Origin of the sequence: Oleiphilus messinensis (genome assembly GCF_002162375.1) — a bacterium.
In the GTDB taxonomy this organism is placed as follows: domain Bacteria; phylum Pseudomonadota; class Gammaproteobacteria; order Pseudomonadales; family Oleiphilaceae; genus Oleiphilus; species Oleiphilus messinensis.
Map to the genome: position 1 here is coordinate 4,211,389 of NZ_CP021425.1, position 13,556 is coordinate 4,224,944.

The window sequence follows — 13,556 nt, forward strand, 5'->3', positions numbered from 1 at the left end:
CATGAAACAGGAACTAACGACGCAAACCCGTGTTGCCCCCAGAAATCGATTTGAACAACAGTTTACCGATCTCGCTGCCAAGCGGTTAGGTGGAGAAACACTGCATTGTACCGATGACTTTTTCGCGGAAATGGAGAATCTGCTCAAACCCGGTCGAGGCGTGTTTATCGAAGACAAATACACCGACCGGGGAAAGTGGATGGATGGTTGGGAATCCCGTCGCCGACGCTTTCTGCCAGACGGTACCACCAGTGATGGCCGCGAACATGACCACTGTACGATAAAGCTCGGTGCGCCGGGACGGATTCATGGATTTAATATCGATACTCATCACTTTCTCGGTAATTCTCCCCAGGCTGCCTCCGTGGAAGCCTGCTCCTGTGTACAAGGTGACCCGGATGAAAGCACGGTCTGGCAGGAGATATTACCGAAAAGCGCATTGGCACAAAATGCCGAGAACTTGTTTGACACCAGCTCAGATCAGGTCTGGACCCATGTCCGCTTGCACATCTATCCCGATGGCGGTGTCGCCCGGTTCAGAGTCTATGGCGAAGTGTCACTCGACTGGAGCCAATTTGTTCCGGGGGAACTGATCGATCTTGCCTACATCAAAAACGGTGCGCGGCCGCTCATCTGCTCGGACATGTTCTTCAGTCATATGGAAAACCTGATTATGCCCGGTCGAGGCGCGAACATGGGAGACGGATGGGAAACCAAGCGCAGGCGTCCAACCGGATCGGCCACTGAAGATCGTGCCAACGACTGGCTTATTCTGCAACTCGCTACACCCGGTACACTTCAGAAAGTGCTTGTCGACACTTGCCACTTCAAAGGCAACTATCCTGACAGTTTTGCCATAGAGGGTGCGTATTTAACTGAAACAGTTGCTCAGGATACAACCAAATTAAGTCAGGACGCCCATCAGGATGCGTTGTTTAATCCTGAATTAAATCAGGAAACCGTCACCACTGCACTTGAATGGCATCCCGTTATCAATAGAACCCCGCTCAAGGCAGACCGGGAGCATCTGTTTATTGAGGACATTCTAAACAGCGACAAACCATTCACCCATATTCGCCTGAAAATGTACCCGGACGGGGGCATCAGCCGACTGAGACTATGGGGTAAACCAACAAACCGCCACGAATCATGAATTACTGCGCAGAACACACCACAGCAGCGAACAAAGTAACAAAGGAAAACCCGCAATGACACTGAATGAGTTAAATGAACTCTTGCAAGAAGCCGCCTACACGACCTTTATGCAATGCTGTACCGCATCGCGCTGGGTCGACGCCATGGTGAGTAGTCGACCTTTCCAGTCATTACAACAATGCCAGGACCGTGCGCTTGAGCATTGGTCGGAGATGCAGGAAGACGACCTTCTGGAAGCTTTCGCTGGTCACCCCAAGATCGGCGACGTCAACAGCTTGCGCAAGAAGTATGCAGCAACAAAAGCCCTTGCCTCCGGTGAGCAGTCTTCGGTAAATGTCGCCGATGAGCGCACCCTGCAAGGATTGGCGGACGGCAACACAGCGTACGAGCAGCAAAACGGGTTCATTTTCATCGTATGTGCAACCGGCAAGAGCGCAGCAGAAATGCTACAACTATTGGAAGACAGACTACGCAATGATCGATCAGTGGAACTCGCGATCGCTGCGGAGCAACAAAGCCAGATCACCGCACTGCGTATCGCCAAACTGATCACCACAGACGAAGAGAAGTCGTTATGAGCAGCCCGATTACCACTCACGTACTGGACACCCATCTCGGCCGACCGGCAGTCGGGATACAAGTCACACTTTTCCGCTCGCAAAGCGGACAACCGGGCTCGGAGTGGGTCGAAATAGCCCAATCCCGAACCAATCAAGATGGTCGTATTACCGACTGGCTGGAAGGCCAATCCCGAGAGACCGGTGTTTACAAGATTGAATTTGAAACCGATCCCTACTTCGACAATCAGGGTTTAACGTGCTTCTACCCCAACGTCACCATAACCTTCCGGATTCAGCATCCCGAACAACACTACCATGTGCCGTTACTGATTTCTGCCCATGGGATGTCCACCTACCGAGGTAGTTAAATGGCAAAGATCACCTTACATCCGGAACCGTTAACCGGTTTAGCATTCGCCCCCTTTGGTGATGTAGTGGCCATAGGTGAACGTGATGCGATCCTGATCAACGACGGGAATACCGAACGCTTCGACAGCCTGGCGAAAGTTGAAAGTTGCGGTGAACAAGCTTCTGTTGCAATTAATATCTTTCGCGCGCAGGCCCGGCAATTGCCCATGGCCATCCATATGATGGAAAGGCATCCACTGGGCAGCCAGTCATTCCACCCGCTTTCCGGAGAACCCTATCTGGTACTGGTTGCCAACCCGGTTGAAGTGTTGACCCCCGAAGATTTGAAGCTGTTCCTTGCGCAACCGGATCAAGGTATTAACTACCACCGCAATACCTGGCACCACCCCGTCCTGGCATTAAATAAAACGTGCGACTTCCTGGTGGTCGATCGCAAAGGGCAAGGAAAAAACTGTGAGGAATTCCATTTCGACCGCGACACAAAGATTGAGATTGCATTGTCGTCCTGATGCCTTAGGGTCTGTTGACGTTTCATATTTAACCTCTGTTGAGCCTGAAAATCGCTCAATCAAGAAATGAGGAGCGTGGTTTGGTTATTCCAAATGAGCGACGAGTGACGCGGAGTGAGCGATTTTCAGGCTCAACCCTTCGGGCCAGCGCTATTTTTTCGCCCCGATGCGTTGCTGCTCGCTGATGTAGAATAACTACACGACACTCGCAGCGCCTGACTGGACAAAAAAATAGCGCTGGCAGAGGTTAAATATGAAACGTCAACAGACCCTAATTAAATCCAGCAAATTTTTAAACCCGAGAAACTAACATGATTCAAGCTTACCGTGCTGCCCTGCTTCACTTCCATTCCGACCCTGATGTGGATGGCGAAAACGCCTATACCTTTCTGGAAGATGGCCTGTTGGTTATCGAAAATGGTCTGGTCAAAGCTCTCGGTGATGCCAGTACGCTGCTCGCAGCGTCCCCTGATTTACCGGTTATTGATTATTCCGGGCACCTGATTATCCCCGGCCTGATTGATACCCATATTCATTTTCCCCAGGTCGAGGTTATAGCTTCTCACGGCGAGCAACTACTGGACTGGCTGAATAACTATACGTTCCCGACGGAACGAAAATTCGCAGATCCCGGCTATGCTGCCGAAATGGCCACGTTTTTCCTGGATGAATTGTTCCGCAACGGGACGACCACCGCACTGGTGTTCGGTACGGTACATGCGGCTTCAGTTGAGGCATTTTTTACGGCATCCCACGGGAAAAATGCACGCATGATTTGCGGTAAAGTGATGATGGACCGCAATGCGCCGGATTTTCTCTGCGACACCGCAGAATCAAGCTATCAGGACTCAAAAGCACTGATTGAAAAATGGCATCACACGGGGCGACAACTCTATGCGGTCACACCTCGATTTGCGATTACCTCCACCCCGGAACAACTGGCTAAAGCCGGTCAGCTTTGCGAAGAATATCCCGATGTATACCTGCAAACCCATATTTCCGAAAACAAAGATGAAGTTGCCTTTGTACAATCCCTGTTTCCGGAGAGCAAAGACTACCTCGACGTGTACGATCAATTTGGATTACTGGGTCCCCGCAGTGTCTTTGCCCATGGTGTCCACCTTACACCGCGGGAACATGCGCGATTCCGGGAGACAGGATCCAGCGTTTCATTTTGCCCGACCTCGAATCTATTCCTCGGCAGCGGTTTGCTGGATATCGCAAAACTCGAACAAGAGAAAGTCACCTACAGTGTGGCAACTGACGTGGGAGGCGGAACCAGTTTTTCCATGCTGCACACATTGAATGAAGCTTACAAAGTATGTCAGCTAAATGGACACGCCCTATGCCCGTTGAAAAGTTTGTATCTCGCGACATTGGGGAATGCAAAATCACTGCAGTTAGAGGACAAAATCGGCTCTTTCAATCTCGGTAACGAAGCAGACTTTGCAGTTCTGGATTTCAACTGCACACCGCTGATGCGTCTCAAACAGTCAAAATCAACCACTCTGAAAGAAAAGCTGTTTTCCATGATCATTCTCGGTGATGACCGGGCAATCAAAGCCACTTATGTTGCGGGTGACTGCGTCCATGACCGGGATGGCGATGCCAAGAACACGAAAAATAAAATTCAGGCGCAAGGGGGGCAATAACGATGGAAGCCTATATTTGGGAATGGCTGAACCTGTTTTTCCGCTGGTTTCACGTCATTGCCGGGGTAGCCTGGATTGGTGCCTCCTTCTATTTTGTCTGGCTGGATAACAACCTTGAACATCCACCGGAATGGAAGCAGAAAAAAGGTATCGGTGGAGATCTCTGGGCGATCCATGGTGGCGGCTTCTATGAAGTGGCCAAATACAAACTTGGACCCGAAGAAATGCCGGAGAAACTGCATTGGTTCAAGTGGGAGGCCTATACCACCTGGCTAACCGGTATGACGCTGTTGTGGATTGTGTATTATGTGGGCGCAGAGCGATATCTGATCGACTCCAGCAAGCTGGCAATGGAACCCTGGCAAGCTGTTGCCAGCGGATTGGGATTTATTCTGGCCGGGTTTGGGGTTTATGAAGCGATTCTGCGCACACCACTGCGACACAACGGCAAAGCATTTGGTGCCGTGTTATTTGCCTTTATGGTACTGATGACCTGGATCGCCTGCAGTATTTTTTCCCCCCGTGGTGCTTACATTCATGTAGGTGCTTTAATCGGGACAATCATGGCTGGCAATGTATTTCTCGGCATTATGCCCTCACAACGCGCCCTGGTTGCGGCAGTTCAAAAAGGGGAATCGCCCGATCCCAGCTTTGGTGCATTTGCCAAACTCAGATCAACCCACAACAATTATTTCACCCTGCCGTTGCTCTTCATTATGATCAGCAACCACTACCCCATTACCTACAGCCACGAATACAACTGGCTCGTGTTATCGGCAATAGGATTTATCACCGCATTTTCCCGCCATTTCTTCAATCTGCGTCATAAAGGAATTGTAAAGCCGGGAATATTGATCGCGGCAGCAGCGCTCACTGTTATCCTGGCTGTAGTGATAGCACCCAAAACAGTCACACCAACGAGTCAACAAGCTAATACAACTCCACCGCTTGCAACGCTAAATGAACTTCAAGCGATGGCAATCATCGCCAACCGATGCACAACCTGCCATGCCGCTCAGCCCACACAGGCAGGCTTTGCTTCAGCGCCTGCGGGTGTGATGCTGGAAACCGTGGCACAGGTCGATGCAATGCGCAGCAAAATAGTTGAAGTGACAGCGTCGAACTATATGCCGCTGGGTAATCTGACGGATATGACAGATGAAGAACGAGCATCAATTATTCAGTGGCTGAAGCAGTAGATGAAATTTGAGTCGGTAGAACGTGATTGAGTCGCTAGCACTTGATCGAACCGATGGCACTTGATTGAATCGATAGCGGTGCCAACATTCCCGCAACTAACCAAGCGAGAAATGAATACTCGCTTGGGGCTTCCAGAACATGATTTCCAAAACATTAATTCCAGATCGCTTTTAGAACATTTTTTCATATTCCCCCACGCCCAATTAAAACAATTAAATTTCTCTTTTTAATTCAATAAGCTGAAACTGGGCTTGATGAAGAACTCGTATTTGTCCCGCTTTTGCACTTCTTTGGGGCTGTGCCATACTGGATCACTAATTAAACACATTGTTCATATTACAGGCACATTTCAACCGACACACAATCGACACACACTGAGGATAACGCGACCGTGCCCCAAAATCCGGTTGCTCGACAGGGAGGTTTACACCATCATGAAAACCAAACACCGCTTGCTCGTCAGCTTTTTAACCCTGGGCTTGATTCCCGCCATCTTTATCGGTTATTTATCTCTAGACGTGGCCAGCCAATCCCTGAAAGACCAGGCATTCCAGCAACTCACCGCTATTCGTGCAATCAAACAAACCCAAATTGAAGGCTATCTTGAACTCAAGCAGAACGAGCTGGAGATATTAACAGAGACCGTCAGTAGACTCATCCAGACCCGCTCCTCTGAACAGGCCAGCGCATCAGCACATCAAAATCACGATTTTTTTGAAAAGTATATCAATACCCTTGGCTACTACGACCTATTTATAATCAGTGCTGAAGGCGACATTCTGTACACTGTCGCGAGGGAGTCCGACTATCAAACGAACTTGCAACATGGAGCCTACGCAAACAGTGGTTTGGGGCAGCTGTTTAAACAAGTCAGGGACACAAGAACCTTTGGTTTAGTCGACTTTAGTCCCTATGCGCCGAGCGCGGGGGAACCTGCTGCCTTTATTGCCCAGCCCATAACACTCGATAATCAGGTTCAGCTGGTTGTTGCACTGCAGCTCTCCATCAACAAAATTAATGAAGTGATGACCCAGCGGGATGGCATGGGGGAAACCGGTGAAAGCTATCTCGTAGGGGGCGATAAACGAATGCGCTCAGACTCTTATCTGGATCCGGAACATCATTCCGTCATTGCCAGCTTTGCAGGCTCCGTAGCCCAAAATGGTGTAGATACTGAAGGCGTAAATGCTGCACTAAAAGGTATCACGGATACCCGTATTATTACGGATTATAATGGCAATCCTGTACTCTCCGCATTCACCCCCATTAGCATCCATGGCGTAACCTGGGTTCTTCTCGCAGAAATTGATGAGGCAGAGGCACTTGCCCCGGTCAGTACGTTACAAACCCTGCTGATATCTGTGGTCTGCGCAACCGTAATTCTTGTTATTGCGCTGGCACTGCGCCTCGCTTACTCGATCCTCCGCCCTTTGGGAGGAGAGCCAGATGAGATGAAAGCCATCTCCGAGCGGATTGCGGATGGTGATCTGACCATGTCATTCCGTCAACATGGCGTTTCCGCAGGTGTCTATGGCGCTATGCATCGAATGAATCAGGAGCTGAATAAAGTGATTGGCAACATCCTCGATGCCAGCACATTACTCTCGACAACAGCAGAACAAACCAGTGCTGTCAGTGTACAAACCAACATGAGCCTCGACGAACAACAGGAGAATATCAGCCAGGTCCACCACGCGATGCAGGAAATGACAACAACCATACATCAGGTAGCCGTAAATGCGACTGAAGTTGCCGATGCAACAGAGCAAGCCAGCGGGCTTTCGAATGAAACCCGGTCAAGCATCCAGGACACTATTACCGCATTTAACGATCTGACTCGCAAAGTTCACAGCGCAGAAACGAAAATCAAGCAGGTTGAAGAACGAACCAACTCCATTGGCTCGGTATTGGAAGTGATTCGCTCCATCGCCGATCAAACCAACCTGTTGGCGCTGAATGCCGCCATCGAGTCCGCGCGAGCCGGGGAACAAGGACGAGGATTCTCTGTTGTGGCCGATGAAGTCCGGCAGTTGGCGCAAAAAACCCAGGAGTCGACAACCCATATCCACACCATGATCGCAGAGCTCCAGCAACATACACGGGAGGCGGTCGACGTAATGCATGAGAGTGCAGATTATTCCGACACGACCCGGACTCGCGCGGAAAAAACCGCTGATCTGGTGGCAGAGAGTAATTTGAAAATTGAACTTATCGCCCAGCGAACCACAGAAATCGCAGCAGCCGTGACGCAACAAAACCAGGTTTCTGAAGAGATAAACCAAAGCCTCACAGCAATCAGTGATGCAGCCCGACAAAACGCCGCCGGTGCAGCCCAGACCTCAGCAGCCAGTGTGCAACTGAGCGACCTCGCAGGACAACTTCACGGCGTAACGGGCCGTTTCAAAATCGCGTCAGCGGCACGCTGACCCATGTTGCTTCCGGTATTGCAGCGGCGACATGCCAAACCAGCTTTTGAATGATTTAAAGTAATGCGCCACATCCTGAAAACCCAGCATAAAGGCGACAGCTTCACTAGAGAGCGATCTATCCAGCACATATTCCTGGGCAAACCGCATACGGATATCACGCAGCAACGATCGGAATGTTTGGCCTTCGTCCTCCAGTCGGCGCTGTAATGTCCGCGGAGAAACCGATAACACATCCGCCAGTGAGTTTTTAGATGGTTCTCCATAGTACAACAAAATCTCGATCAGGTGACGGCACCGGGACTCGTACGTTTCCGCTCCGATTTTCCGAGATCGAAGGCCCTCCATTTTTCTAATCTGTGCCACAACCTGCTCACTTGAGGTCACACTGTATTCAAATTTTTGACTACGCTGTAGCGGAAATTTTATAAGCGTTTTTTCACATTCAAATACAGGCCGAACTCTCAGTAAATCGAAATAAACCGATGGCTCAGAAATTCCATTCGGCAAGGAATGGCAGAATTCAACAACGGTGGGTTTTATCTGGTGTGCTTGAAATACCATTTCACAGACCGAAGAAACATATCCTTCCACCAGATGACGATTCATTCCGGCTGCAGTATTTCCTTGCAGTGCAAACTGCAATGCGTCTTCTGCTTGCATGATCGTTATCTCCATCGCACGGGAGCTGATACCGATATAGCGTTTGAGCATTTGCAGGTATTCTGGAATCGCCAAAGGCGATTCATTAAAAAACAACGCCAGCCGCCCCTGTAAGCGAATCGCATCTGGTGCCACTTTCAAGCCCAGACAGGGTTCATCGATCCATTGTGCGACCCGATCCATATTTTCTGCGACAACCTCGACCGGCACAGTATTGGTGGGTTCAAATCCCTCAAGCTCATGAACTTGCTGACAAAAACGAACGGCCAACTGCGAGTAGTCCCCTCTGCGCCGCAAATACTGGATAACGGCTTGGTAGTAGGTTGCAAGGGTTTCCGTCGATACGGAATAGGAATCCGCAGGAATCGTGGTCACACGGGCCTCTTGAGCAGTTGTTTTCAATACACTCCCTCTTTTGCGACGAAAGTCAATTTGACAGGACAACTTGTTCCCTGAGATATAGCGCCATGTGAGCGATGTAGCTCTCCGGGCACGGCCATTGAAGTTGCAAGTGCGAAGCAATTCGTTCTGTATTAGAAGTATCAAACGAATAATTTGTAACAAAGGCAAGCGGTTCCACAGGCAAAGGTAACCACCGCCCGAATCCCAGTTTCATCAGGAGCATCAACCACGAAATAGGGACTCTACGCCGGGGCACCTTAACCCCCAACCCCTTGCCCAGCATTTCCAGGAATGTAAGTAAATCAGGCGATCGCGGATCGAGCAGAACATATTCCTCTCCCTCGGTTTCATCCGAGCTGGTAATTGCAACCGCAAACCGTGCCAGAAAATCCACAGGGATCAGTGGCATCACATCCTGCCGTCGCCCCGGAATCGCTGGCAATTTTTTCCGATATAAGACATCCGCCAGTGACACCAGATCTTCACTGATAACCTCTCCACTTTCACTGTCACCAATGACACTTGCGGGATGAATCACAGTGTAAGGTATTTTCAGCATTTGCAGTTGATTAACCAGTTTAAAATGAAACTCAAACTTGGATGCTTCATAACCACCAAAACGACGGTACAGCTGATTCCAGTTATATTCTGCTGGACGCGGACAATTCGCTAACCCGATCTCCTCCCGTAATGCGAAGTTTCGAATCATAAACCCCGAAAACTGCACAAATCGCTGAAAGTTAACCGCATTTTTCGCCAGTGTAACGAGTGTGCTCAAAGGCGCAAGGTTAACCCCTCGAGCTTCGCCCCGGCTCATGTTCCAGCGCATCGAACCACCCAAGTGGAAAATATGGGTAATACTCGATAACGCTTCCAGGGCATCGCTTTCAAGCGCGAAATCAGGCTGTGTCAGATCTCCTTTCACAGCCCGGATTGGTGAATTGACACCCCGAGAGCCAAGCCAAGTTTTTATTCTCGGAAACTGAACCTCAGGATTTCGGAACAGCGCAATAACTTCGAAATCATTTTTCAAAAGCTCTCGAACAACCCAATGCCCAATAAACCCACTCGCGCCGGTGACAAATGCAATCTTCTTGTCCATACCCAAACACTCCTGATAAAGCCCCATAACGAACTCTATCTTCATCAAGCGCGAGCATTAAAACAATGTGGATTTGAGCCAGATTGCAATTGGGGTAGTTCGAGCGACAATGCAGTTGGAGCAGATGTCAGTCATCAATTCGAGTATTATTCCCGATATTCAGCAATCACCTCTATAAGGCCGACAATATTATCGTTTAACTCTTCAAGATCACCATCAGGAACCCACCACTCCGTGTGATATGAAGCACCGACTGTCTGAACTTCATATCGATCCATAAAAGATTTTTTCACCTGAAAACGCGTTACAAAACCACTTTGCTATCCTGAACATTCCATTTCGAGGCGATCTCAGCGGCGTATTTCTCATTGGTTACCGGATAAAAATCGGCTGACCCGGAAGCCGTCTCGGCCACCTTTTATAACCAGAATTTTCAACCAATTCCAATTCATTCGGAGCGGTGGGACGATACAAAGTTACCAATTCTTCTATCATAGTAATTTCACATTCTATAATCGTAAGTAGAGCAAATCATAAAGCACCTTTCACGCGGAGGGTTACCCCGAGTAGCTTTGGTTTCGAACAAAATATCAACATACATACTAGCTCTTGTACTGTCGAAAAAACATTCGCCTTAACAATCTTCCGAGAAAACCAAACTTCCAGGGAGCATATAAAAACTCTGGTCTTGCCGCTAAATTCGAGTCACCTAATCGCCCCGACAGGCCATAGAGTTCTCTGAAGTTCATGATAAGTGGATTCCATTTGTTGGGGTCTACCTTTGAACCACTGTATAACAAGCTGCTCAAGGCATGGATGTGTTCAACGGTGACCTCTACGGCTACCGCGGGAACCCCCATTCTTGCATCAGAAATGGCAAAATCATGGATTTTTGCCACACGTCCTTCAAGATGAATGTCACATTCTTTAACTCGCTTTGGTTCGACAGCAATCGCATCCAGCGGGGTTAGCTCTGCCAGCGTGAACTTATCTTCTACTGATCGATAGCCCAGCATTTTTTTATGCATTGGAACGTCAGACTTTCCGGTCGTAAGTGCAAGTTTGTTTACCGCCTCAACATTATGGACGCTAGCCAGATTCAAAACACACTCGCCTCGATTTATCAAATTAAGGGTCGTCTGCGAACTCGCGTCAAGTCCCAGCATGCAGGACCAACCTAACCACCAAACCGCAGAAATCGGCGCAAGATTCGTTGAACCGTCATCGTTCAACGTGCTGACAATTACAGTAGGTGTTCCGAAATATAATATTGAAGGCTCTATCAATCGATGCATCGCTAAATCTCCCTTTTTAAAAGGTTGATATTGTCTATATTGCCACCATGATTTCAGCCCGATTCTTGTTAAATACTCAAGTCAAAACTTCATCGCTGCCGCTCTCGTATCTTCGCGCCTGATTCGCGTACATTTTATTTTTACCCGGATAAATTGACATAGATTATTATCCGGGTATTATTAATTAACCCAGATTAATTGAGTACAGAAAGATGAGCACTGAATACATTGCTATTTATGAAAGAAAACTGATTTCCCGTGGCGATTTGGAGACTATTGTTGCCGAGACAAAAGCGCTTGGTGATGCAATTGAGCCCTATGTGTTTGAATTCGAATCCTGTAAACGTATTGATTTAAATTGGCACGGTGACGCGCAAAGTGTAATTGAAAGCTTGCCTCTGCCCGTCGCATCCACACCCAATAAACGCGGTCGTCCTAAGTTAGGTGTAACTGCCAGAGAAGTCACATTGCTACCCAAACACTGGGATTGGCTGGCAAGTCAACGGGGTGGCGCATCCGTTACGCTCCGGCGGTTGGTCGATCACGCCATGAAGAACGCGACGGTGGATGAACGAATTCAACAGAAACAAAACCAGCTCTATGGCTTGATGACTGTATTTGCCGATGAAACAGGATTCGAGGAAGCAAGTAGAGCGTTATACCGAAATAGCCGTGTAAACTTTGAAGCCGCAATAGCGACTTGGCCGTCGGAGATGAAACCGCTGTTATTGGAAAAATTTGAACGCATAAATCAGCTCCATCAAGGATCCATTCCGTCAGAAACTCACTAATCAAGGACTGAGCAAGGACAAGGCAATGACTGACACGATCACAAATAAAAACAACAATGTTTTTCTAACTGGATCACTGACCAAGGTTTTTATAAAAACGGCTGCCCCCATCATTCTGATGATGCTGGTGAATGGATCATTTAATCTTGTGGATGCCTATTTTCTCGGCTTTTTTGTCGGGGCCGATGCACTCTCAGCGGTGACGTCCATGTTTCCGCTCTTTATGCTGCTGGTTGCCTTGTCGACTCTGGTTTCAACAGGTTTTGCCAGCGTAATGGCACGGCTTTTGGGCGCGGCAGAAATAACCGAAGCCAAAGATACCTTTGCACAGGCCATCACATTGTCTTCTGCTGTATGCGGTCTCTTGATTGTCTTTTTTGCGCTGTTTGGCCACACACTCACCCTGGCTGCGAATGATGATGCAGCTGAGCTGGCAGAAATGAGCTATCAATATATGGCGATTTTGATTTTTGGCTCCCCATTAATGTTCATTCTCACCATCAACAGTGACTCGCTACGCTGCGAAGGTCACGCGGGAATCATGGCACTGGCTTCATTACTGACCGTTCTGCTCAATGGATGCCTAAACTACGTGTTGATTGCCATTATGGAATATGGTGTCGCCGGATCCGCGATTGGTACGGTACTCGCACAATTCTTCGCACTGCTGGTGATCGCCGGGTTTCGACGATCCAAACGCAATCGGCTACCGATACAGGCAATACACTGGTCGAAAAATCGCAATCATTGGCGTGATTTTCTCGCACTTGGCGCGCCATCCAGTCTGACTTACATCGGCATCGCGCTCTCATCAGCTGCAATTTTGTTTAATCTGCAACTCTGGTCAGAGTCCCACTATGCCACGACCGTAGGTGCTTACGGCATCATCACCCGTTTGATGACGTTTGTATTTTTACCTCTGCTCGGCCTTAGCCTGGCTTTTCAGAGCATAACGGGAAATAACGTTGGCGCTCAACAATTCAATCGGACCAATCTGGGCATCAAAATCGCTCTGATCTCGGCACTCGTTTATTGTGTCTCGATTGAAATGCTTTTATGGCACCTTAAAGATTCCCTTGGTAGCTGGTTCGTCGAGGATGAGGCCGTTATCAAAGAAGTGAGCCGGATATTACCCATATCAACTTTCGCTTTGTTTCTGTTAGGCCCCTTGATGATGGTACGCATGTTTTTTCAAAGTATCGGCGACGCCAAGCGCGCCATGATTTTGAGTGTGACGAAAACCTATGGGTTTGCATTGCCATTGGTATTCATGTTACCACTCCCATTTGGCGAATGGGGCGTATGGTACGCTGGACCAGTTTCTGAAGTGCTTGCGTTACTGCTCACAGTGGCGATACTCCGCAACCGTGCTCGAGAGCCAGACTATCACTTGGGCCTGTTCTACGCCGAGGCCAAATAATATTTTTCACGG

At 48.8% G+C, this 13,556-nt stretch carries 13 protein-coding genes; 9 read left to right on the top strand and 4 right to left on the bottom strand.

From position 1 onward, the window contains the following. The first annotated feature begins 1 nt into the window (after position 1). From alc to OLMES_RS18390, 7 genes are all read left to right on the top strand, one after another. The gene (gene alc / locus OLMES_RS18360; protein ID WP_087462598.1) at positions 2-1,153 is read left to right on the top strand and encodes an allantoicase; all 1,152 of its coding nucleotides are present in this window, start codon (positions 2-4) and stop codon (positions 1,151-1,153) included. Positions 1,154-1,208: 55 nt separating this feature from the next. Beyond that, positions 1,209-1,733 carry a 2-oxo-4-hydroxy-4-carboxy-5-ureidoimidazoline decarboxylase gene (gene uraD, locus OLMES_RS18365; protein WP_087462599.1) on the top strand — a complete coding sequence of 175 codons (525 nt, stop codon included), beginning with the start codon at positions 1,209-1,211 and terminating at the stop codon, positions 1,731-1,733. Then, the gene (gene uraH, locus OLMES_RS18370) at positions 1,730-2,083 is read left to right on the top strand and encodes a hydroxyisourate hydrolase (RefSeq protein ID WP_087462600.1); all 354 of its coding nucleotides are present in this window, start codon (positions 1,730-1,732) and stop codon (positions 2,081-2,083) included. Before uraD ends, uraH begins: the two co-directional genes overlap by 4 nt. Then, positions 2,084-2,593, top strand: coding sequence for an ureidoglycolate lyase (locus tag OLMES_RS18375; RefSeq protein WP_087462601.1), 510 nt, complete (start codon positions 2,084-2,086; stop codon positions 2,591-2,593). A 311-nt stretch (positions 2,594-2,904) separates the two neighbouring features. After that, positions 2,905-4,245, top strand: coding sequence for a guanine deaminase (gene guaD, locus OLMES_RS18380; RefSeq protein WP_087462602.1), 1,341 nt, complete (start codon positions 2,905-2,907; stop codon positions 4,243-4,245). A 2-nt stretch (positions 4,246-4,247) separates the two neighbouring features. Beyond that, positions 4,248-5,444: a urate hydroxylase PuuD gene (locus tag OLMES_RS18385; protein ID WP_087462603.1), complete on the top strand. Its 1,197-nt coding sequence runs from the start codon at positions 4,248-4,250 to the stop codon at positions 5,442-5,444. A 435-nt stretch (positions 5,445-5,879) separates the two neighbouring features. Beyond that, entirely contained in the window at positions 5,880-7,871 is a 1,992-nt protein-coding gene (locus tag OLMES_RS18390; protein WP_087462604.1) for a methyl-accepting chemotaxis protein, read from the top strand. Here OLMES_RS18390 and OLMES_RS18395 read toward each other — a convergent pair. The 4 genes from OLMES_RS18395 to OLMES_RS18410 all read right to left on the bottom strand — a co-directional run bounded on the left by OLMES_RS18395 (position 7,857) and on the right by OLMES_RS18410 (position 11,333). Further along, positions 7,857-8,936 (bottom strand): helix-turn-helix transcriptional regulator, encoded by a 1,080-nt coding sequence (locus OLMES_RS18395; protein WP_157678374.1) that lies wholly within the window; start codon positions 8,934-8,936, stop codon positions 7,857-7,859. The genes OLMES_RS18390 and OLMES_RS18395 overlap by 15 nt on opposite strands. A 25-nt stretch (positions 8,937-8,961) precedes the next feature. Then, positions 8,962-10,038 (bottom strand): SDR family oxidoreductase, encoded by a 1,077-nt coding sequence (locus OLMES_RS18400; protein ID WP_157678375.1) that lies wholly within the window; start codon positions 10,036-10,038, stop codon positions 8,962-8,964. Between the two features lie 146 nt (positions 10,039-10,184). Continuing rightward, positions 10,185-10,316 (bottom strand): hypothetical protein, encoded by a 132-nt coding sequence (locus OLMES_RS28895; protein ID WP_269767722.1) that lies wholly within the window; start codon positions 10,314-10,316, stop codon positions 10,185-10,187. A gap of 324 nt (positions 10,317-10,640) precedes the next feature. Then, entirely contained in the window at positions 10,641-11,333 is a 693-nt protein-coding gene (locus OLMES_RS18410) for a flavin reductase family protein (RefSeq protein ID WP_087462607.1), read from the bottom strand. Positions 11,334-11,545: 212 nt separating this feature from the next. Between OLMES_RS18410 and OLMES_RS18415 the strand changes: the two genes are divergently transcribed. Together OLMES_RS18415 and OLMES_RS18420 are read left to right on the top strand one after the other, a co-directional pair. Further along, positions 11,546-12,124, top strand: coding sequence for a DUF2239 family protein (locus OLMES_RS18415; RefSeq protein WP_087462608.1), 579 nt, complete (start codon positions 11,546-11,548; stop codon positions 12,122-12,124). Between the two features lie 25 nt (positions 12,125-12,149). Continuing rightward, positions 12,150-13,544 carry an MATE family efflux transporter gene (locus OLMES_RS18420; protein WP_087462609.1) on the top strand — a complete coding sequence of 465 codons (1,395 nt, stop codon included), beginning with the start codon at positions 12,150-12,152 and terminating at the stop codon, positions 13,542-13,544. The last annotated feature ends 12 nt before the right edge of the window (positions 13,545-13,556 follow it).